Raw genomic sequence first — 24,024 nt, forward strand, 5'->3', positions numbered from 1 at the left:
GCATTATTAACCTTTATGGTTATTTTGCAGTCGTGTATAAAAATTTAAACGGATTAAATTATGGATTTCTCTCAAAGTCGCGCTAAAGGTAATTGTGCTATTAGCTGTAATAACTGCAGTATTAGTCAATTGTGTTTGCCATTTTCACTTAATGGCCAAGAAATGGACAAGCTTGACGAAATTATTGAGCGAAAAAAACCACTCCATAAAGGCGACTATCTATTTGAATCAGGTGCACCTTTACAGGCTATTTATGCGGTTCGTTCTGGTTCATTTAAATCGTACACGCTATCGGAGCGAGGTGATGAGCAAATTACCGGCTTTCATTTAGCGGGCGACCTAGTTGGTTTTGACGCAATAAGTAAAATGACTCATCCCAGTTTTTCGCAAGCACTTGAAACGTCAATGGTGTGCGAAATCCCATTCGATACTCTTGATGAACTATCAGGAAAATTACCAAAGCTTCGCCAACAAATAATGCGCTTAATGAGCAGTGAAATTACATACGATCAAGAAATGCTGCTATTACTCAATAAAAAATCAGCAGAGGAACGCTTAGCTAGTTTCATTTATAACCTGTCAGAGCGTTTTGGTGAGCGTGGTTTTTCGCGTAAAGAATTTAGATTTACAATGACTCGTGGCGAAATAGGCAATTACTTAGGCCTAACAGTAGAAACCATTAGCCGTTTATTAAGTCGTTTTCAAAAAGCTGACTTAATTAAAGTAGAGGGTAAATTTATTACAATTTTAGATAATGATGCCTTGGCTAAAACCGCAGCAATAGTAAAACCTCGTTAGTACCTGCCTCGAATAACAATCCTTTACTCGTAATTGTTATGTAAATAAAGTGTAATTATTGCAATTACACTTACCTTCGACTAATACTTTAGAAGTGGGCTTAATTAAAGTTCTACAAATAAAGAACTTCATTTAACTCAGTACCATTATTTGGCGCAGCGCATTTTACAAAAGCAATAATGCAATTTTATCATCGTTAAAAACTTCTATTTTATTCACTAAATGAAAGGAAATATTATGCGTAATATTTTATGTCTCTTGTTTATTTTTTCTTTAGGTATATTCAGTGCTCAAGCATTAAGTTTCATGATTCCAGATGATGGGGCCGATGACTCTCAATCGTTAAAAGAATTAATTTTGAACACTGAGGAGAATGGTGAATTAATTATTGAACAACCAGGCGTTTATGATATTTGCTCAGCTATAATTTTTAAAAACATCAGTAATGTTGTTATCTCTGCAAAAAAGGGAGTAGTGCTGAGAAAGTGTGATAGATTTGAAGGTGAATATATTTTAGCTTTCTATAACTCACATTTTGTAACTATTGAAGGCTTCATCTTTGAAGGGCTAACAAAAGATAAGGTTAATTACGCTTGGGGCGAGCAAGGTTTACTTTTAGCTGGTTCTTCTGATATTTCAGTGCATCATAATCAATTTTTTAACTTCGGAGATGCAGCAATTAGAGCTACTTCTTCTCACTTATCTTCTTTCGAAGGACCTATTAATTCTTTCAGAATCAAGATTAGTAATAATTACTTTGAAAATATCACGCAAGTTACGACAACTCACCCTTGGAATAATAACTTTGGTGGTACGCATGATATTAGAGTTGAAAATAATACTTTCGAAGGCATGAAAGGCTCTTTAAAATTCGCCTCTGTAAAGCCAGTGTCTAAGGCTTTAGTAAGATATAATACGTTTAGAAATACAAAAGGTACTGCTATCGAGCTGACCTATTATTCAAATGTTAAAATCATTGCGAATACTTTTTTAGACACAAAAAAATTTATACTCAATGCTTATCCAAACAAGCCAAAAAGTGTGACAATTCCTTTTAATTGGGGGAGTATTTATTTTACGCATAACAGTATTATACGTTCGAAAGGGGGTATTAGAATACAATCTGATGTGACGGGAGAGCTCATTGACGATAATTACGTAAGAGGCATTTATATCAATAATAATCACTTTCTTGATATTGATATGACCGTTTACCCAGAAAAAAAATACTGGGATCTAATTAACTTATTTACTCGCGGTGGGAAAAATTATTTATTTTCTACAATTAAAGACAATACCTATAACCTACTCCCAGGGGTAAGCTTTGTAAAAGAAACTTACGGATTTTCCCAAGAAAATAATATATTACTGGAATCTAAGAATAATTAAAAAGTATAATTTTTTAGTTTAAAGTAACTTTTCAGTATATTTCACAGCCTTTGAGTTACTAAATTTTAGATATCCTTATGAGTTAAGGCTTCTTCAGTCTATTTTGGCCTTAGGTGAGACTGAGTCGATGCAACTTACGTACTACCAATGAATAGGAAATGGAAATCTATAAAAGGCAAACATGCACCGCAATTAAATCGCTATAAATTAAAAAAGAGCAAAAAAACATCAAGTATATTTAAAACTTGGAACGAAAATATTTTTTGATTTAGAACAACAATTTATATGCTACCCCTTTAACTGTTTTATATTTACGTTACACTAAATGTACACCCGTTAGGTAAATGGAGTAGCATATGAACACTATTAAACGCATTATTGCGGTTATTGACCCCACCAAAGATGATCAACACGGTTTAGCACGTTCAATAGATTTAGCTAAAAAATCTGGCGCAAGTATTACCGCCTTTATGACGGTTTACGACTTCTCTTACGAAATGACGACTATGCTATCTGGCGATGAACGCGAAGCAATGCGCGATGCCGTACTAAAAGATCGCCAGCTATGGCTAAACGATTTAGTTTCCCCTTACAAAGATATAAATATTGAAACCCAAGTGGTTTGGCATAACCGCCCTTACGAAGCCATAATCGATACTGTAATTGATGAAAAGTACGATTTAGTAATTAAAGGCACACATCAACATGGTGCACTTAAATCAGTTATTTTTACCCCGACCGATTGGCACTTAGTACGCAAATGCCCCGCTCCGGTATTATTTGTAAAAGAAATGGCATGGCCAGCAAACGGTAATATTTTAGCTGCTGTAAATGCGGTTAGTGAAAATGAAGAACATGTAGCACTTAATAAACGCGTTATTAAAGACGCACAATATTTATGTGAACTTGCCAACGCAAAACTTAATTTAGTTAATGCCTACCCTGCAACTCCTATTAATATTGCCATCGAAATTCCTGAGTTTAACCCAGGACTTTATAACGAATCAGTTAAAAAGCATCATCATGAATCAACCAATGCACTTGCTGCAGAGTTTAATTTAAACCCAGAGCAATGTTTTATTGAAGAAGGCCTGCCGGAGGATGTAATCCCTGATGTAGCGAAGCGGTTAAATAGCGAATTAGTTGTTATTGGTACTGTAGGCCGCACGGGCTTAAGTGCCGCTCTTGTAGGTAATACAGCAGAGCATGTAATTGATAGCCTAGACTGTGATGTACTGGCACTCAAACCCGATGGTTACGTGAGCCCTATGGCAAAGGATTAATTTTAAGCTTTATGTGCAAGTTATAAGCGAGTTATTTTTACGTGTTAATAAGGCACGTTTAAATCAATTTTAATTACATCCTAAACTCGCATATTCAGGTGGTTTGGGTATAATACGCCCCTTTATTTTTAGCAAATAACTTTGCTGTATTGTTTTACTAGGGGGCGTAATTGTCACACTCAGATCAAGCTAAAGCTCAATTTAACTTAAATAAGCTGCAAAAGCGTTTACGTCGCCAAACTGGTCAAGCCGTTATGGACTTCAATATGATTGAAGAAGGTGACCGTATAATGGTATGCCTTTCTGGCGGCAAAGATAGCTACACAATGCTTGAAATGCTTCAACATTTAAAACGTGTAGCACCTATAAAGTTTGACCTAGTTGTTGTAAATCTTGATCAAAAACAACCTGATTTTCCTGAGCATGTTTTACCCCAGTATCTTGATAAATTAAATGTTGAATACAAAATTGTAGAAGAAGATACTTACAGTATTGTTACCGATATTATCCCTGAAGGTAAAACAACGTGTTCACTTTGCTCACGCTTACGTCGTGGTATTTTATACCGCACAGCAAAAGAGCTAGGCGCTACTAAAATAGCCCTTGGTCATCACCGTGACGACATGATTGAAACATTGTTTTTAAATATGTTTTACGGCGGAAAGCTAAAAAGTATGCCGGCTAAATTAATGAGTGATAACGGCGAGCATATGGTTATTCGCCCACTTGCATACTGTAAAGAAAGCGACATAAGCCAATACGCATTTGTACAAGGTTACCCTATCATTCCGTGTAACCTATGTGGCTCGCAAGAAAACTTACAGCGTAAACATACAAAAACAATGCTCGCTAAATGGGATGCGGAGCACCCAGGTCGTATTGAAAGCATTTTTACGGCAATGCAAAACATAGTGCCTTCACATTTAGCTGACGCCGACTTGTTTGATTTTAAAAACTTACAAACCGGTGAAGTAATTGATGGTGGCGATATAGCCCTTGATAAACCAGATATTCCTAAAGTGCCTGTTGCTAATGAGCTTGATGAACAAGAAGCGCCAAGTGTAGTTACTATAAATCTAAGCTAACAAATTTAAGGGGGTTGTATTTATGTACAACCCCCTTAAATTTACCAATTCAGCATTGCGTTCTATTTTTAACTCTCAGCTAAGCCTTGTAAAAATTCCAAACTTAACTTTTCTTGTGCATTAGCCTGATATGGTAATTGCTGCAAGCTATCGTACGAAAAATCGTTAATATCAAAGTGACTTATTTCACTATTCCCAAAGCTATTTCGCTCACCTGGGCTTGGCGACATTCTCTCAATAACAAAGTCGCTTAAGCGCATATCTGTAATGCCTTGTGGTAGCACCGACCAATGAGCTTTCAAATTAAGAGTTTGGCTTCCCTTCGTTAACCGCTCTTTAGATACTAAATGAGCAAGTGGTGTATCGCCACTGTATAAATTAGCCCTAACACGATACAAACCACTTTTTACTACCACTATGTTAGCTGGCAAAATCATGTTTTCGTTTTGTGCATAAGCAGTTTCAAAACCTGTTAAAGTTGCACTCGGCGGCATATATTGAATTTGCGCAACTACGGGAACTTTTTTACCCGCAACATCACCCTCTACAAACACTTGTAAGCTACGAGGGTAATCTTCATCCTCTTCAAATGTAATAATTGCTTCACCGTCACGCGCATTGCCTGTATGGGTATTTAACACTTCTTTTGTATCAGTATTTGCAAGCTCAACGACCACTTTTCCAAGCCCTTGGGCGCTTATCTTTATTGTTATTTCTTCTGGGTATACAAAACGATATTGTTTAAGACTTAACGTTAAAGCATCGCCACTTTCATCAATAGGGCTCGATACCGGGTAGAATTGATTTGGCTTTAATCGATCTTCATCTAATGGACTCAATGGCTGAGAATAAGGAGGAAATTTAAGTGCACTTTCATATTGCATAACCACTTGCTGCGCTGCTTTTGTTAAGTCTTCATTAAACGCGATTTGTTTTTTTGATTGTGTTTTTTTTGCTGTAGGTACGTCTATAGGGATCACTTTTACAGGCGATAAATCAGCTACGCTCGCACTGTGTTTAACCTGAGGTGTTATTGGCTCAACAACTTTATGAGCATCATTTTTACCTGTAAACCATAGCGAGAATAAAATAGTGCTAATAATTAAAGCAACGGCATAAAATTTTTTCATTTTTATATTTCAATCTTTTATAAGGCGTATAGTTTTTAACTACACGCCTTGTATGTTATGGAATCACATTATAAATAAGTGCTGATGCGCTTAAATTATTTGAATCCTTAATATAACGATATTGTTTTTTCCAAAACCAACTACCTGTAGTTTTATCAAACGTATTAAAACCTACATTGTCACCTTCCACATTTACGTTATTCATGGCTATTGTTACATTACCTTTTCGCTGCGCGTTATGTATTTCGTTATGGCTATAACTGTCACTCATCATCATTGGATAATGGTTTGGCATAAAGCTACTTACTGCATCACCTTGCGATTTTAAATGGCCATTTGTATCAATACTGCTGCTACAACTTCCAAACGAGCCAGCCGAACTGGCACCACATGAAGAGTGCGATGCAACAACCGAATCATCATTGCCTTTTAAAAAACCACCCGTTAAACCCAAATATGCATTTCCATCGGCAACAAAGCGTAAACGAGGTGTACGTGCATCAGGAAATGGAGATATTTTACGTGCATTATTCACTTTTAAATCGTGTAATACACCAACGGCCTCGGTTACATCACTTCCTAGCCACCATTTGAGTGCTGCATCGACCGCAAAGTTCCATGATGCGCCAGTTAAAGCACTAACAGCTACGTCAGCCAGCTCACTTCCACCACCCGCGCCTGCTAAATCAAACGTAGCAACAATATTAAGCGGCTCTAAGCCTTCGTTTTCTAACCAGTTTTCTTGATTATCAATAATATGGCGTGCAACTAAGTCTCCTGTTGAATGTGTTACAAATACACAGCCATCACTGCATAAATTAGAGCGTGAAATTTGCTTTAGCTTTGGCCACACCCAATCGGTAGCAATTTTACCTTCAATACGCTCATAAGCAGGCCAATCAATTCGCTCATCTGCACGATTATTCCAGTACGATTGCCAATATGTTTCACCATCATTGATTACATCACTACCCGACTTATTTGTTATTTGCGAAGTTTGTAACCCATGAATTAATATAATTTTGTAGTCTTTACTCGCTGCAGAAAAGCTCATTAACATAGCTAACCCCGCACCAATTAGGTGGCTTGGCTTAATTAATTTGTGTGTACGCTTTGTGTTGTTCATACAATTCCTTAATGTTGTGTACTTAATATTTTATTATCATTTAAGGTATTCATGTTGGTTTACATAAGCTTGTCAGCTTAGGTGTTCACTAGGGTCTGTTGTTCTTTGCGGATTAAAATTTGTTCAAACTAGAGGCTATTTAATCACGGCGCGAGATTTGTAACCTAGTGGGCTAAGTAAAAACCGAGCAACAAAGAGTAAATAGCCTCTAGGAAGTATCCTTTGGGCAGCGTCTGTTTGGCATTAATGCTACGTTATCGCCTATTTATGGGGAACAACCACACTACTTAGGCTCTGCCTTGCCTAAATACCAAACAGACTGCTGCAAATTTAACCTTGAAAGATCAACAGACTCTAGTATTAGGAACAACGAACAAAAATGCAACAACTTATTATCATTTAGAGAAGAGAAGAAACTTATTTCATACTGATTAATGAGTTAATAGAGGTATAGTTGTTATATTTGAAATTATTAGATGGGTTTCAAGGGGTATATTGAGGGTAGTAAGATTAAAGCGGATACCATTGAAAGTGCCCGCTTTAGAATAAGGACGAAGCTAATCTAACCGTTAGCTTTAAGTTCACTGGTAAATTGCCCAATCGCATTTACAACTTCTTGTGCACCTTGTTGGATCTCTTGCATCACTTCACCAGATTCTTTAGATAACGCCAAGCCTTGCTCTGCCTTCTCTTTACCTTTTTCTATTACAGCCACCGTATTTTGGGTTTGTGATTGGTTGCGCTGTACAACTTCTACAATTTCTTCTGTTGCTTTTGAGGTACGCGATGCAAGCAATCGGACCTCGTCTGCAACCACAGCAAAGCCTCGCCCCTGCTCGCCAGCTCTTGCCGCTTCAATTGCGGCATTTAATGCTAATAAATTTGTTTGCTCAGCAATACTACTAATGCTTTGTACAATACTCGATATTTGTTGCGACTGCTGATCAAGCGCTGAAATTTCATTTGCAGCTTGCTCCATGTTAATAGCCAGCTCAGTCATTACTGCGACTGTATCTTGTATAACGCTCGCGCCTTGCTCTGCTTTTTTATCAGTTTGGGTTGAAGTGCTATAAGCAATTTCGGCAGCTTGTGATATCGCAATTTCTTGATTTACTTGATCAGTGATAACAGTTGCAAACTTCATCACTTTATAAAGCTCATTCGCGTCATTTGAGATTGGGTTATATGACGCTTCTAGCCAAACAATGTTGCCATGTTTATCTACGCGCTTAAAACGCTCAGCAATAAACTTACCTTCTCTTAATTTAGCCCAAAATTGCAGATACTCTTGAGAGTTATACTCTGAAGCCTCACAAAACGTACGGTGATGTTTACCTAGTATTTCACTTTCTTGATAACCCATTGCAGCTAAAAACTGATCATTTGCTTTTAAGACATGGCCCTCTAAATCAAATTCAATTACCGCCATAGAGCGATATATCGCTTTAATAGTATCGCTTTGCTCGCGAGAAGCCGTAATTGTTTTTGTAAGTACACTTCCGAATATAGAAAAATAGAGCAACTGATCTTGCTCCCCTTTTACTGGATGTACTATTAAACGTAACCATTCAGCTTTACCATCGCTGCGCATAACTTGCAATGCACCGCCCCAATGCCCTTCTTTTTTAATAGCTTGCTGTAGGCTTTTAAATTCTGAAGATTGACGAGACGAATCTGTAATAAAATCGTCAAAAGAATTATTAGTTAGATCGTCTTCACTGTAGCCTAGGTTTTCTAAAAACTTATCATTGGCGTGCGAAATTCGGCCATCATAAAGAATGTTTAGTACTAACATCTCTCGGTAAAGCCCTTCCCACACTTGTTGTAATGGGTAAAGTTCAGCTTTTAGAGAAGCTATTTCGTTTTGTTTATTTTTAGAAAAAAACATTAATATCCCTACTAATACATTCAATATATAATTAATTTTATTATAGAAGATATTATTTATAACGCGATAAATAATAAGAGCTTTAATTACTAGATTCAGAAAGTTTTAAAATAGCCAATACATAAACACTGGTATCTACAAATATGTGGATACATCAATAAAATAACTTCTATGTCCCAGCAGAACCTTTAATTCTCAAACTTTAATCTTTCATACAATCCAGACGCTCTCGATACGCTTTTATTCATTGCTAATTGCAGTACTTTTTTGTCAGCCACCAGCTCAAACTTATTTTTAGCGCGGGTTATTCCCGTATACACTAATTGCCTGTTAATACCCATGCGCGCTTGTTTTAGCGGTGGCAGTACCATGGCTGTGTAGCTAAACTCTGAGCCTTGTGATTTATGAATAGTCATTACATATACTTTATCGTGTGCAGGGAGTCGTGCTGGCGAAAATGCTCGTTGATTACCTTGCTCGTCAATAAATATGGCTTTGAGCTGATTACTTTCATCGGGCATTAAAATACCAATATCACCGTTAAATAACTTAAGTTGATAATCGTTTTGGCTCACCATAATAGGCATACCCGTGTAGTGGTGAGTATTAGGACTTACGGTAATTAAACCTTGCTGTTGCAACACGCGCTCTATTCGTTGATTTAAGCTATTAACGCCGTAATCGCCCTCTCGCACTGCAGCTAAAAGCTGATAACTAGCAAAAGCAGTATGCACCTGTGCAACATCTGCACCTTGGGCTATTAAGTTAAGGTATTTTGCATAATGACTTGCTGCACTTTTAACGAGCTTTTCAATCGGTTTTGCTACAAAGTCGTAATCTAAAATTACATCGTTAAAACGCCCTTCACTACTTTCTTGCTCTACGTAATTTAAAATACCGGTGTTATTGGTGTTTACCGCAAGTGCTAGTTGACCAATACCGCTTTGTGCGTCAAATCGATAACTGTGCTGTAAAAAGGCAATGCAATCTGCAAGTTTAAATTCACTCACGCTTTGCGATACGAGTTTAGGTTTATTATTAAAACATAAACTATTTAGCTCATCACAACGTGCTTGCGAGTAGCTTGGCGTTTGCCCAAGTGTTAAACCTTGGCATAAATCGCTCATTACACTGCCGGTATCTACCGAGGCAAGCTGATCTTTATCACCTAGGAGTATTAATCGCGCGTGCGCGGGCAGTGCTTCTATTAATTTAGCCATCAGCGATAAATCGACCATACTGGCTTCATCAATAATTAGTACATCTAAATGCAGCGGATTGCTTTTGTTATGCCTAAATTTATTAGTAAACGGTTTTACGCCCAATAAGCGATGAATAGTTTGAGCGTTTTGTGGTATCAGCGTTTTAATATTATCAGGAATAATTGTTAGTTTATTTTTAGCACCTAAGACTGACTCACTCAAGCGTGCAGCGGCTTTACCTGTAGGGGCCACAAGTTTAATGCTAAGGGGTGCTGTTTCATAAAGTGACTGTAAAATAGCCAACAACTTAGTCACTGTAGTGGTTTTACCTGTGCCAGGCCCACCCGTGATCACACTAAAGCCTTTGGTGGCGGCAATCGCACACGCCACTTTTTGCCAATCAGTTTCAATTGTTGAATCAGCAGGAAAATAGGTATTTAAAAGTTCAGCCAATACTTCATTATTAATATTGAGCTTTCGCTCGCTCATGCTTAATAGTCTATCCGCGAGTGTTTGCTCATAACCGGCAAGGCGCGCAAAATAAAGTCGCTCGTTAAACAGCTGCAGTGGTTTATTTTCGCCCACGCTTTCATGGCTTTGTAAATAATTAAGCGCCGTATGTACGTTAAAATCATCACTAAACGGGCTTAGCGTACTGGGTACATTGCCATCGAGTTTATTAAAGTCGCTTTTGCGCAAATTAAAAGGATTACTCCAATCAACTTCACTTAAGGTTAGGCAGCTATGCTGGCTTTGCTGCGATAAGCACAGCAATAAAATAATATAAAACAGTTCATTGTGAGTTTTCTCAATGTCATTAGCACACAGTAATTCTGCGAGTTTAACATCAACTACACGCAGTCGGTTTTGCGCTAATAAATACTCAAGTAACGGGACTTCGGTAATCGTATTATTTAACACAATGTCCTCTAATGGGGCATCTTGTGCTACATTTTTTAAAGTAAGAGGCTCTGCGGCTTCGTTATTAAGTGTCTCGTCTATATCGTCAAACAAGCCAGGTTGCTCATTTAAATCGCTCATAGCATAGCTCCTTGGCTAAATAAGCCATCTAAAATAATCACTTGTTCTTCAGTTAGCTTTTTAAAGTACACGCCTTGCCCTGTCGGCATTCCACGTAAAAACGTGTAATACACGCCGCCTAAATGGGTTTCTATCGAGTAATCAGCTATACGTTGTTTTAATAAACGATGCAGCGCTACCGTGTAGATTAAATACTGTAAATGATACTGATGACTGCTCATCGCTTGCTCAAGCATATCGCCTTCGTAATCAGCTGGTGTACTGCCTAAATAATTAGACTTATAATCTAAAATATAATATTTACCTTGGTAGCAAAATATTAAATCGACGAAGCCTTTTAACAAGCCTTTTACTTGTGAAAATTCAAGCTTACTTTGCGTAAAGCCAAAATGTTTCACCAGCATTTCGTTTAGCTTAGGTGCACTTAAGCTCTCAAGGGGTAAATTAAATTCCATTTCGACTAGGCAATCATTGGGTGTAAGCACACCCAATGAAAGAAGGCTGTTTTCTAGAGAGCTTTTATCTAGGGGGCACGCAAGAACATCGAGTACCCACTTTTCAGCCACTTCTCGCCATTGCTCACCTATGTGGTACTTTTCAAGACTGCGCTTAACTACCTCAGATAAGTTTTGCTCGGTATTAGTTGGGTGAACTATTGGGCTAATAAAATCTATTTGTTCAAATATTTCATGCAAACAGCTACCCGGCTTTGGCCCTTTAGGAAAACTATAAGGTGATGGCAGTTCGTCCTCTTGCACTGCAAACTCGTCTTTTTCGTGATCTTCATCACTTCGCCCTGGGGCTAATTGGTCGCTGTGCTTTTTAAAGCTCAACGCACTAAAGCTGGTTGCTCGCCAGTTACGCTCAATATTTGCCGTTACTCTATTAACACTTAATGTTTGCTGCGCAATTTTACTATTACTAAAACAAAGCTTTCCCTGTTCTAATAACGTTTGCGAGGTAAATTGCTGATAGCTCATCGCGCTATTAGCGTCGCAAAACTCACTTAAATGCGTGCGCCATGTTTGGCTACTGGCAAGCTCAAGCCCTGCAAATAAAACATGCCCTAGTGCACTACTTTGCATTGCTAAGCGGCTACTTTGCCCTTGCCCAATGTTATAAACACCAAGCGCACAAAAATGCACAGCGCGAGTAAGTGCTACATACAGCAGGCGTAAATCTTCAGCTAAGCGCTCTTGCTCTGCTTTTTGAAGGGCATCTTCGTCTTTACTTAAATCGTAAACTAGCTTGCCGTTATTGTGATAAAGCGCTTCTTTTGTTTCGCGATAGCCACTAGCAAACGGCATAAATACCAGTGGGTATTCAAGCCCCTTTGAGGCATGCATAGTGACAATTTTAACTAAGTTGGCGTCACTTTCTAGGCGCACTTGTACTGTTTCACCGTCTTGTTGGCTTACCTTTTGTGCAAACCATCGCAGTAAACGCAGCGTGCCTTCAAGCTCTATTTGTTTTTGCTGAAGTATTTCGCCCAAATGCCTAAAGTCAGTCAGCCAACGCTCAACGTTATATCCCAATCCTTGCCATTTAGCGCTAAGCTGGTTATGGCTCATTAAGCGCTCAAGCATTGCCATAGCGCCTTGCTTGTTCCAAATGTGGCTAAGTTGAGCAAAAAAGTTTAAATGCTCTTGCCATTTATTTTCATCATCGGCGAGTGCATGTATTTCGTTATAACTTAAACAAAATAATGGACCAGCTAAAACACCGCGCAGCAATGACTCATCATATTGTCCATGCAGCGCTGTTAAAAAGTTAAGTAGGTGATGACTAAGCTCTTGGCTAAAAACGCTTTCTCGCGATAAATACACGCTGGCTATTTTGGCTTCGCTAAGCGCTTTTTTCATTATTTGCGCTTCAACACGGTCGCGCACTAATATACAAATATCGGCAGCGCTTACAGGGGTACTGCCAATGCACGCGTCCCCTTGTTTTGCTTTTTCAAGCAGGGTCACTATTTTATTAGCAAAGTGAGTGGCTAAATGCGCTTGCCCTACACCTTTGTTAGTTGGTTTGTTTTTTTCATCGGCGGCTTCATCTACAAATACATTAAATTCGAATGCGGTCGCGGGTTTGCCATCAATTAAAAAAGAGTCATCCGCTTTTTTACCTTTAGCAGCTACTGCGTTAAACGGTATGGCGTCGTTATAAATAAAGCTGTTAGCGTGTTTGCCAAATAAACTATTAACGCTATTTACTATATCGGTGCTTGAGCGAAAGTTAGTACCCAGCGTAAATTGCTGATCAGTCTGTACTGCCTCTTTTGCGCCAATATACGTAAAAATATCCGCGCCCCTAAAGCCATAAATAGCCTGTTTAGGGTCGCCTATCATGGCAAGCGTGGTATTTTGTTGCCCATAAATTTTACTAAAAATACCGTACTGAATCGGATCGGTATCCTGGAACTCATCAATCATGGCAACCGGAAACAACTGCGCAATTTTTTGCGCCAGTACGTCGCCTTGCTCGTTATTAAGCGCACTGTGTAAATTGGTCAGTAAGTCATCTGGGGTGATCACGCTTTGCTCTTGCTTGCGCTTAACTATTGCAGCTTTTACCCAGCGTGCTGCATGTTGTATAACTGCTATTTTGAGCCCTTGGTTTATGGTGTTATTAAGGGCGGCAAGCTCGTCAAATTGACTCAGCAATGGATGCACAAATAATGGCTGATTTTTTTTATAGTTGCCTGCATCGCTTAGGCTTTCTGTACTCCACACTTCAAACGAATACTTGCTAGTGCCAAATTCAAAAAACAAATCACCGCCTAAACAAAATGCCTCAAGCGCACCAAGGCTGCCTTTTCGTGCTGGCGTTTTAGACCCGCTTAAACCCGAGCCTTTTATAGCACCTATAAACTCTTGCTCTAACACCGCTTTTTTAAATGCAGGTACACGGGTTATGTACTCATCACGCGCCTTCCATACATCGTCTAATTTTATTTGTGGCGTAATGTGCGCATTAGCTTTGTTTAAAATGCTCGCCACTTGAGCGAATAAAGCCTCGGGTGCGGCAAATACATCTAAAATAGCATCGGTGCGTTCTTTGTTAAGTGGGTATACAAACGCACGCCAAAAATCTTTAATGGTTTCGAGTAATATGTCGCGCTCATCTAAAATAAATTCGAGATTAAACGCCACACCCGACTCAAACGCATGTTGTTTTAGCATCCGCTGACAAAAGCCATGAATAGTAAAAATAGCGGCTTCGTCCATTGATTTAGCAGCTGCATCGAGTAAATCAAACGCGCGGTGTTTATCGTCAATTTTGGCAATTACGCCTTCGATGAGTTCGTCGTTTGGGTTTTGCCCAAGCAGTGCGTCGCGTGCAGCAATAATTCGGCTGCGCACGCGGTCTTTAATTTCTTGGGTGGCAGCGTCGGTAAAGGTTACTACCAAAATTTGCTCAACACTGAGCGGCGTATTTAACTCACCTTCTATTTGCATACCTAGTAAGTAGCGTAAATACAGTCCCGTAATTGTATAAGTTTTACCAGTACCCGCACTGGCTTCTATTAAACTTTGACCAATGAGCGGCATAGTAAGAGGATTAAGCGCTTGCATGGTCACTCTCCTTTGCGTGTTCAAATAAAGGCGTGAGCAATTTATCACTCCATTTTATAAATTCGTCTTGGCAATCGTTTAGCGATTGCACCGTTAAGCGAATATACGGATTTTCGCCCTCGCCTCGCCCTATGTATTGCGGGCTAAATTTGCTCATTGCTTTTGTTATATCGCCGCCGCTTTTAACGTACTCATAACCACTTACCGGAAAAAACGGCACAGGCTCTGCGCGCAGCGCTTTGTATAACTCAAACCAATCGGCTAATAGTGCATCGGCATCGGCTTTGCTTATGGGCGCAAAGGTAATTTGCTTATCAAGCCCAAGTAACAATGTTTCTACTTGTTGATCCATACTTTGCGCTGCAAGGTGATAAATAAAGCCTTTAATTAAATCTTTCGCTTTAATACTGGCGCTGCGATAAAACACTTGTTTTTGCAAATAAACATGATTTAGCCAGCCCTCTATTTTGGTGCCTTCAATGGTAAGCAAAACTTCTATCGGCTCACTTTTCCCGCCTTTAATGTGCTCTTTTACTTGCCCTGCAAGCGCGTCAACTCGGTGCTCCATACTTTCAAATATGAGGCTGCCTACATTGGCTTGAGGTAACTCACCCCGCTGCAGTATTTGCTCGGTACTCAGTGGTTGCTCGTTTATATTGGCTTTAAGTATTTCATCAAGGTAAAAATAACGGCGCAGTGCATCTAGGCTAAATGGTTCTTCGTCTTTTGCTACTTCGTTAAATTGTGGCAGGCGTAAACCTAATGTTTGCTGATAAAAGCTCTCTTGTGCGCTGCACACACTTCTAATAAACACATCGAGATCTAGCTGCTCTGGCACAGTCACATCAAGTGCAATAACTGGCTCTGGTTTAATTGACTCACTTGGCAGCCAAATTGGGTTGTAACTGTGGTTACTCAGCACAGTATTAGCTTGCTCATCGGCTAAATAATAATGGCTATTAAAGGGCTGTAAATGCTGCTGATTGATTAGACATGCGGGCAGCGTTTTTTCACTCTTTTCGTTTAATACAAAACTACGGCCAATATATTCTAACAGCTCACTTACAAGCGTTGATGGCATGCGCGGTTGGTTATCAAAACACGAGCGACCAATGTAACTCATGTATAAGTTGTCGCGGGCACTCAGTAGCGCTTCTAAAAATAAGTAGCGGTCATCTAATTTACGTGATCGGTCACCTTTTTGCTTTTTAGAATAAGGCACTAAGTCAAAACCAATGGGTTGTACGTTACGCGGGTAGTCAGCATCGTTTAAGCCCAGCATGCATACCACTTTAAATGGTACGGCGCGCATGGGCATAAGCGTACAAAAGTTTACTTGCCCAACCAAAAACCGCTGCCCTACGCCTTTTTCTTGAATGCCTTGTTTAACTAAGTAACTAACAATACGCTGCGAAACAGCTTTGCTGTAATCGCCGTTTTCGTGGTGTTTTTGTAACTCTTCGAGCACGTTTTGAAGTACTAATAAATCCCAGCTGTCGTCGCTTTCACTTTCGTATATGGCGTTTAATAGCTCGCTTAAAATATGCGCTTTATTAGTGAGCGTGTCATCAGGCGTTAGCTGCTCTTTAAAGCTTTGCAGTACATCAATAAAGTGCACGAGCTTGTTGAGTGTATCAAGCGCCATGCCTTCTACTTCATCAGCGCTGTAAATACCGTTAAACGGGCATTGTTCGTCGCGCATGGCAATGCCAAGCAATAAACGGTTGAGCCCGTGTTGCCAGGTATTTAAATCGATAGCGGGTAAATCAAAGCTGCTTTTATGCGCTGCGTTTATACCCCATTTAACCCCAACACGTTCTAGCCAGTATTGAATTTGCTCGTATTCGTGCGCTTCAAGCCCAAATTTTTCGGCTATTTGCGTAACTTGTAATAAATCGAGAATATCCGACACACCAAAGCGCGAAAACGGTAAGTTAGCTAAACTCGCAAATGAGCTAAGGACAGGCTTTTCTTGCTCTATGGCTAAATCGGCCAATGCGTAAGGAATAAAGCGGCTGCCTTGTGCCCCGCCAAATACGGCTTCAATGTAAGGGCTGTAAGTGCCTACATCGGGCATCATGACAATTATGTCTTTGGGGGTAAGCGCTGGGTTTTGATTAAATAAGTTAAGTAAGTAGTCGTGCAAGCGCTCAACTTCTCTGAGCGGTGTATGGCAATCGCTGAGCGTAATGCTGGTGTCGGTTGCGCTGATTGGTAATTTACCTTCGTCGTTTATAAACCACTCTTTGTTATCGGTCAGCGATTCACCTTTAAACGCAAGCTGATAAATCTCGCTTTGTACTTGCCCTAGTAAGGTGTCGTCAAACACATCAATAAAACCATCAATCCAACGGGCATCTAACTGTACGAGTTGCTCAAAATAGTCGCGACCTAATTTACCCCACGACGATAACAACGGATTACCTATAAAGTAGTATTCTTCATCTGGGTTGGTGTGTTTTTTTTGTTGCGCTTCCACCAGCGGCATTTTAGCGTATTTAGCGCTTATTTTAGCTGCTGTTTTTTCATCTATAATATCGCCCCAGTAATGCTCACTCGGGTTAAAAAAGAATAATATAACCTCGGTTTTTTTACTCAGCGCTTCAAATACGTCTAGCTGGGAGCTGGCAATCGCCGATATACCAAATAAACTAATGCGTTGTGGCAGTAAGCTATTATCCATAGTCTCAAGTGCAGCAAGTAATTGCCCTTGCATGTTAGCGCGATGAAATTGGCTTTGCCCAAGTTCTTGGCTTAGTTTTACAATGCGTCGCCATAAGTCAGGCTGCCATGGGGCAATGGTTACATCTACGTCATCAAGCTCATCTTTGCCGCTATCCCATGTGGCTATCCAGTGCGGTCGGTACATTAAATATTGGTCGTACACATCGGCTATTTTTTCGCACAGTGCAAAGGTTTTTTGCCCGTCTATATCGCCCTCTAAATAAGTTTTTAGCGGCAAATACAGCGGTTCATCAATGCAGATTGGTAAAATTGCGAACAGTTTCCAAGCAAGGTTAGGTTTATTAAACGCCGACTCTTTAGGGACATTTGGCAGTAATTGCTGATACAACTGCCAAATAAAGCTCGACGGCAGCGGAAAATCTACCTGCGCTGCGACCCCTAAGTTTTCGCTCAAACCTATTTTTAACCACTGCGACATACCCGGCGATTGCACTAGCACCACCTCTTTGTCGAACGGACTTTGCAATGGGTTTATTTTTAATAGCTGGTGGAACTGCGCTTGCAGGGCTTCCATCCGGTTTGATTGAATAATATTTAGCATATAGCACTGACCTTGCTTGAGATAAAACCAGTGTAAGATATTTTCAATATTAGGGGTAGCGCAAACGGGTAATTGGCTCTAATAAATCAGAGAGTTAAGAACTAACTTACAGATTTTATACGCACAGCATCTATTTTATATACTGTGCGTAGTAGTGAGTTTATTTATAAGGGCTAATACTTGATAAACTAAAGTCACTTTGCATTATTACTTCGCCATCAATGCCTTTTAATTTAAGTGAAATAGTGGGGTCAATTTGCTGCCAGTCTATGCTTAAATCACCATAATTTACGTTATGAGTAAAATTCCCTACTCGGTGTTTGTTAGGGCTTACATCTTTCCACTTTTCAGTTAAGCCAGAGCTGGTCATCTCAATTAATGGGTAATCAAGGTTTTGCTGATACTTTGATATTTCACCCCAGTGCGTATCGCCGCTGATGATCACTACCCCATTTACCTTATGCTTTTTAATCAATGCAAATAAACGGTTTCTATCTTCAGGAAAGTTTGCCCATGACTCCCAACCTGTAAAATCGGGTAAAAGCTGTAAGCTTGAGGCAATCAATTTTATTGCAGCAGGCTTTTTAAGCTCTTGTTCAAGCCATTGCCACTGGGCTTCACCTAGCATTGATGCGCCTTTAACATGACTTGGACTATACGGGCCTTGGTTATTTAACTTACGCTTAGTGTAGTATTCAAGCTCACCTACATGGTTTAGCGCATCACGGTTCCAACGTAAATCAGGCATTATTACTTGTATGGTTTGCTCATTTTCACCATACATGTACGAGGTATAAATTCCATCAGGACGAGTGCGACGCGCTGAGTTTGCAGGTTCATCCCAAAAATTAAGCATAATTTGGCGTGATTGCTCTTTATGCGGATACTCTTTACCTGCATCGTTTTGACCATAATCGTGGTCATCCCACATAGCAATAATAGGCGTTTGCGCTTTCAACGTTTTAAAACCAGCCTTTGCCCCTAAACGTTGGTATTTATCGGCAAGTACATCCATATCGTTGGTATCGCCGTAAATATTATCACCCAAAAATATAAACAAATCCCCCTGCTCTTTGTTAATTGCATTAAATATGGGTATTTTTTTATCTTGATGCCCACACGAACCAAACAGGATTTTAGATGGCGCAGCAGTAACACTTGCGCTAATAACCAAACTCAGCACCAAGGCAGATAGGGTTAATGGTTTTAATAGGTTCTTCATTTTAAAATCTCGCTAATAGCAGGCGCCATATTTGAATTTATTTCATTTGGGTTCTGCCCAAGAGCCTTTAAAACGGTAGCCGCTATTTGCGCTTGTTTAAGCTCATTTTTAGTTTTAATTAAGCCACGTCCTTTTATTGCGGGGCCAATGGCTGCAAGCCAAATATGTTCAGAGCCAACAATTCCTTCTGGGTAGGTATTTTCACCTAACTCTAGTTCAGCAAGTGCACGTTTAGAGCTGTGATGTTGCCAATCATTGGCCTTATTGCCACGGCCGTGATCAGTAGTAATAATTAGTGTGGTGTTATTTTTATAACCCGCTGTAGTTTGAATGGTTGCCCATAAGTCTTTTATAAAGGCGTCACTTTGCCTTGCCGATTTAAGGTATTGATCGTAATGACCATCATGCGCAAAGTCATCGGTTTCGCCTAAACTTATTACTAACAACTTAGGCTTTTTAGCCAACATATACGCTTTAGCAAAGCGATATGTAAAACTATCTAGTCGTACGTTATACCAAGGACTGGGAATTTCATTTTGTAGCGCATTTAACAGCGGCGCATCGGTGAATAAATTCTCTTCAATTGACATAAAACCTGCATTTACATACACGTTACTGCGCTTAGTATTTACAATGTATGGGAATACATCCCAACTACCAAATAAGGCTGTGCTACCTTTAAACTCAGGTAAATTATCTAAACGCTCTAAAATAGTTTTATTTGGGTTGAGCACTTTGTTGTTACTATTTATATTTTCGTCAACTTCACCGGTGAGTATTTCGTTATAACCAGGGTATGAAAAATACCACGGGTTACTTACCGACATAGTAGAGCCGTTAGTCCTATCGCCAATAATTACGCCTTGTTTAGCCACTACTTGCGTTAAAAAAGGCATAAGTAATTGCTGGCGCTCATTTGCTGTTTTTGCCCAAAATTGGGTCTTTAAATGCTCAGGCTTTTCAACAAAATCAGTATTATTAATTAAGCTATTATCAGCCCCATTAAATACTTCTTGCCAGCGTACTCCGTCAAGCGTTATCAGCACTACATTTTGCGCTGCTGTTGCAAAGTTGCTCGCTAATACACTTAAGCTAAATAGTATTACTTTTATAATTGTTTTCATCGCGTTTGCGCCCTTTCATATAATAAAGCCCATCAATGATGGGCTTTATTTTAATTCAATTACTAAAACCTAATTAAAAGTCAGCGGTAAATGTAACTGCTGCGGTGCGAGGCGCACCAATGTAATAAGTAGCGCCGTTACCGGTACCACCTGCTAAGTAGCTTTTGTCAGTAACGTTATAAACAACAAACGATACGTCAATGGCTTTAAACGGGCCTGCATCTACGTCAGTTGAATAACCTGCATTAAAATCAAGTACGGTGTAGCCGTCTACTTTATTACGCGTGCGAGTGTCTTCGTCTTGCCATGCGCCTAAGCGCTCACCGGTGTATTTAGCCGATAAACCAACACGAAAGCCATCGCTAAAGTAATCGGTAGATACCACAAATAAATCCTCTGATGAATCTATTATGCTGTCGCCTTTTCTAAAGCTTGGTGCTACCTCATTACCACTTTCGTCTTTTAATATTACGCCCTGTGAATCGTATGCATTTGGATCATCGGATGAATACTCAGAACTGCTATTAGTATACGACGAGTACACGCTCCAGCTCGGTGTTAACATATAGCTTGCTGCAAGCTCGAGCCCATTTGAGTCAATGCCTCCTACATTTACGTACGAGCCATTTGTACCAATCGTGTAATCAATGCCGTCTGTGCCACTACCAGGGGCAATAAAGGTAATGCGATTATCAAACTTAACACTGTAAGCCGTTGCTGTAAGGGTTAATCTGTCGGCTTGGTAACGTACACCAAAGTCGATATTGTCGGCAGTTTCTGGCTCTATGTTTGTAAGTGTTGAGCTGTCTCGCTCAAGCACACCGTCTTTTATTGCGGAAAAATTCTCGCTGTAACTGGCAAATAATTCTGTGCTGTTATTTAGCTGATACAATACACCCCCGCTAAATAACACGTCTGAGTCGCTATCTACTTTATCTGATCTTTCGTTAGCAAAGTGGTCGTACTTTTGTAATTCAACTAAATACTGTTTTGCACCAATATTTAATGTTAAGTCACCAAAATTAATCGAGTCTTGTAGGTACCATTTGAATGTATCGGTATCAAAAGTGTTTTTGTATTGTGTCCAGTAAGGCGTGCTATCAAAGTGATGATAAATACGCGCATCAATTACTTTGTGCCAATCACGCGACTCGTCACGCTCGCTTTGCTCATACCAAAAGCCCGCTTCTATATCGTGATCACCAAATGTAGCTTGGTAATTTGCCGTTACACCTAAGCGATCTTTGTTGTAATGCGTATGGCGGTAAGACATAACCGGCGTTGCTGTTGCATCGTAACACGCAGGATTTAAACCAGGACCCGACTCCCATGGCCAGCTCAAACTTTGCGTACAATCGGCATTTGGTGCAAGCGGATTGCCTTCACTATCAGCAAAACCATAAGAGCCTGCATTAGTACCGCCCTCGGTTGTTGGGTCGCCATTTTCATCAACGGGCGTTGTTAAGTAAGGTGGGATCCAATCGCCACGACCTGAATTTTTATGGTAATAAGGGCTGACGGTTAATAATGAAGTTGGCGAAATCGCATATTCAAATTTTAAATAGCCTAAGGTATTTTCACGGAGCGTCCCCCAACCTTCTGCAAACATTTGGTCAAAGTGCGGAACTCCCGTCCAATTCCATGTTAGCTGATCCCAATCGGGTGTTTGTTCAAACTGCTCAAGGCTTACGCTGTTATAGTTTGTCTCGCTTACATCATCGTAAGATAAACGACCAGTAAGTGTTAAGTCGTTAAAATTAGATACAAACTTAAGCTCAGCGTGTTGGTTGTCTTTACCCCCATTACTGCCAGAACCAATCCAGCGGCTTGTATCTGTTTGCGAGTAACTTACGTACGCTTGTGTGTTATCAAAAACAGTGCCTGTTTCGTGTCTAAAGTAATAACGCGTGGCATCGTGGCTGCCTGAGGTATAAGCAAAGGTAGTGCCTTTTTCAAGGCTTGGGTCTTTACTTACAAAGTTAAATGTCCCGCCTAGTGCTTCAAGTGAAGCCGACTTAATATCAGACGTACCTTGACCAACTTCAACCGTTGCCAGGTTTTCGCTATCTAGGTAACGGTTAGCTTTAGCACCACCGCCATAATTAGAGCCACCATTGGGAATGCCATCAACGGTCATACCTAATTGTTGTTGGTTCCCATCAATACTAAAACCACGCATGGTGATTGTAGTAGACCAATCGTCGCCACCAAATGCATCACCTTCATTTATGCTAATACCTGGTAAGTTATCAATAACCGATAATATGCTCGATACCGAACTTTGTTGCTCAAGCATTGCAGGCTCAATAACATTGTTAGCGTAGCTGGTTGGTTTAGCAACCACGGTTACTTCTTCTATGGTGTTGTCGTTAGCATAAGTAGATGTTGATACCGCCATGGCAATTGCCATGCTCAAAAGCGATTTGTTTTTTAAAGCGTACATTGTTGTCCCGTTTGATTTTAATTATGAAATATGAAAACGCGGACAGTATGAATTTTAAATATGACAACGAGGATGAACTTTATTTACATAAAAATTAAACAAATATGGAAGATTTATGGCGGGAATATGTACAAAAAAAGACACCCAAAGGTTTAACTTTGGGTGTCTTAATTATTTTCTAGAACTTATTACAAATAGTAATTTATTTCAATTCAGCTAGCATTTCATCGCTGTATGGTACTAACTCTTCACCGTTTGCAATTTTGCTAATGTAATCTGGGTTTGCAATAAGTGGGCGACCAATAGCGATTAAGTCAAACTTAGCATCGTTAATAGCCTCTTTTGCTGACTCAAAACTATAACTACCTACGCCTACTAATGTACCTTTGTAGCCTGCACGTAAAAATTCAGAGATGCTTTTGCCTTCAAGCGAGTCAAAGCGCATGCTGTCGTCAAAAATACCGCCGTGTAAGTACGCTAATTCTCTGCTTTCAAGTTCTGTTAATAAGTAATCAAATACCGCTTTATCGCGGCTATCTTCGCTCATATTAAAGTAAGCACCCGGTGTTAATCTAAGTGCAGTACGATCACTGCCTACAGCTGCAATAACCGCATCGGTTACTTCTAGTGCAAAACGCGACATATTTTCAGGCGTTTGCCCGTACTCGTCGCTGCGTGTATTTGCAGCGTAATGTAAAAATTGGTCAACTAAATAACCGTTAGCACCGTGAATCTCTACCCCATCAAAACCCGCTTCAATTGCATTTTCAGCAGCTTTTGCGAAATCAGCAACTAGACTTTTAATATCATCAGTAGTGGCTGCTTTTGGTGTTATGTATGTAAGCTCACGCATACGAGGAACAGAACCTTCAACGCCAATTGCCGATGGAGCAAGTACATCGCCATCAAAAAAGTGAGGGTGTGCAACACGGCCAACATGCCAAAGTTGTGCAAACATTTTGCCGCCATTAGCGTGCACAGCGTCAGTTACTTTTTTCCAACCTTGAATTTGCTCGCTGGTAAATAAACCCGGAGTATTTGGGTAACCTTGTCCGTCTGGACGAATAATAGTTGCTTCGCTAATAATTAAACCGGTTTCGGCACGGCGAGCATAATATTCAACCATATCTTGTGTTGGCACTAAGTTATCATCAGCCATGCATCGTGTTAGTGGCGCCATAAGTACGCGGTTTTTAAGCTCAATCGTGTTATTTAATTTAAACGGAGCAAGTAGATCAGTTGTCATTTTTCAATCCTTCATTAAGTATATGCTTACTACAATGTGGCCTTTTTGCAAACATTCAAGTTTATTTTTGAATGATCGCTCAAATTAGTGAGAAATTATACTGATCAATCTACAAATTAGATCTGCATTGCTGAAATTAAATAGCAACTTTTCAACACTCTGTCATATATCTAAATTATACTTGTG

14 protein-coding genes are annotated in these 24,024 nt (G+C 39.8%); 4 read left to right on the forward strand and 10 right to left on the reverse strand.

Features of this window, described 5'->3' with window-relative positions:
* The first annotated feature begins 60 nt into the window (after positions 1-60).
* The 4 genes from I6E85_RS05075 (at position 61) to ttcA (ending at position 4,555) form a co-directional block, all read left to right on the forward strand.
* Positions 61-798 carry an FNR family transcription factor gene (locus I6E85_RS05075; protein ID WP_007585636.1) on the forward strand — a complete coding sequence of 246 codons (738 nt, stop codon included), beginning with the start codon at positions 61-63 and terminating at the stop codon, positions 796-798.
* A gap of 237 nt (positions 799-1,035) precedes the next feature.
* Positions 1,036-2,187: a right-handed parallel beta-helix repeat-containing protein gene (locus tag I6E85_RS05080; RefSeq protein ID WP_024590466.1), complete on the forward strand. Its 1,152-nt coding sequence runs from the start codon at positions 1,036-1,038 to the stop codon at positions 2,185-2,187.
* 356 nt (positions 2,188-2,543) lie between these two features.
* Positions 2,544-3,470, forward strand: coding sequence for a universal stress protein UspE (gene uspE / locus I6E85_RS05085; RefSeq protein WP_007585634.1), 927 nt, complete (start codon positions 2,544-2,546; stop codon positions 3,468-3,470).
* A gap of 170 nt (positions 3,471-3,640) precedes the next feature.
* On the forward strand, positions 3,641-4,555 hold the full coding sequence (ttcA, locus tag I6E85_RS05090) for a tRNA 2-thiocytidine(32) synthetase TtcA (protein WP_007585631.1): 915 nt from the start codon (positions 3,641-3,643) through the stop codon (positions 4,553-4,555).
* A 68-nt stretch (positions 4,556-4,623) separates the two neighbouring features.
* On the opposite strand, the gene I6E85_RS05095 is transcribed toward ttcA, so the two are convergent.
* The 10 genes from I6E85_RS05095 to I6E85_RS05140 form a co-directional block, all read right to left on the reverse strand.
* The gene (locus tag I6E85_RS05095) at positions 4,624-5,685 is read right to left on the reverse strand and encodes a hypothetical protein (RefSeq protein ID WP_024590467.1); all 1,062 of its coding nucleotides are present in this window, start codon (positions 5,683-5,685) and stop codon (positions 4,624-4,626) included.
* Positions 5,686-5,740: 55 nt separating this feature from the next.
* Positions 5,741-6,811: a hypothetical protein gene (locus tag I6E85_RS05100; protein WP_024590468.1), complete on the reverse strand. Its 1,071-nt coding sequence runs from the start codon at positions 6,809-6,811 to the stop codon at positions 5,741-5,743.
* A gap of 562 nt (positions 6,812-7,373) precedes the next feature.
* The gene (locus tag I6E85_RS05105; protein ID WP_007585625.1) at positions 7,374-8,699 is read right to left on the reverse strand and encodes a PAS domain-containing methyl-accepting chemotaxis protein; all 1,326 of its coding nucleotides are present in this window, start codon (positions 8,697-8,699) and stop codon (positions 7,374-7,376) included.
* Between the two features lie 188 nt (positions 8,700-8,887).
* Positions 8,888-10,942 (reverse strand): exodeoxyribonuclease V subunit alpha, encoded by a 2,055-nt coding sequence (gene recD / locus I6E85_RS05110; protein ID WP_024590469.1) that lies wholly within the window; start codon positions 10,940-10,942, stop codon positions 8,888-8,890.
* Positions 10,939-14,517: an exodeoxyribonuclease V subunit beta gene (recB, locus tag I6E85_RS05115; RefSeq protein WP_197236673.1), complete on the reverse strand. Its 3,579-nt coding sequence runs from the start codon at positions 14,515-14,517 to the stop codon at positions 10,939-10,941. Before recB ends, recD begins: the two co-directional genes overlap by 4 nt.
* Entirely contained in the window at positions 14,504-17,803 is a 3,300-nt protein-coding gene (recC, locus tag I6E85_RS05120; RefSeq protein WP_197236674.1) for an exodeoxyribonuclease V subunit gamma, read from the reverse strand. Before recC ends, recB begins: the two co-directional genes overlap by 14 nt.
* A 160-nt stretch (positions 17,804-17,963) precedes the next feature.
* Positions 17,964-19,025 carry an alkaline phosphatase D family protein gene (locus I6E85_RS05125; protein ID WP_197236675.1) on the reverse strand — a complete coding sequence of 354 codons (1,062 nt, stop codon included), beginning with the start codon at positions 19,023-19,025 and terminating at the stop codon, positions 17,964-17,966.
* Positions 19,022-20,149, reverse strand: a complete 1,128-nt coding sequence (locus I6E85_RS05130) for an alkaline phosphatase family protein (protein ID WP_024590473.1) — start codon at positions 20,147-20,149, stop codon at positions 19,022-19,024. The genes I6E85_RS05125 and I6E85_RS05130 overlap by 4 nt, the downstream gene beginning before the upstream one ends.
* A 73-nt stretch (positions 20,150-20,222) precedes the next feature.
* Entirely contained in the window at positions 20,223-22,592 is a 2,370-nt protein-coding gene (locus tag I6E85_RS05135; protein ID WP_024590474.1) for a TonB-dependent receptor, read from the reverse strand.
* Positions 22,593-22,794: 202 nt separating this feature from the next.
* Complete coding sequence (locus tag I6E85_RS05140; RefSeq protein WP_101216168.1) at positions 22,795-23,838, reverse strand: alkene reductase; 1,044 nt, start codon at positions 23,836-23,838, stop codon at positions 22,795-22,797.
* Positions 23,839-24,024 lie beyond the last annotated feature (186 nt).

Source organism: Pseudoalteromonas sp. NZS71 (genome assembly GCF_015864715.1).
Lineage (GTDB): Bacteria > Pseudomonadota > Gammaproteobacteria > Enterobacterales > Alteromonadaceae > Pseudoalteromonas > Pseudoalteromonas arctica.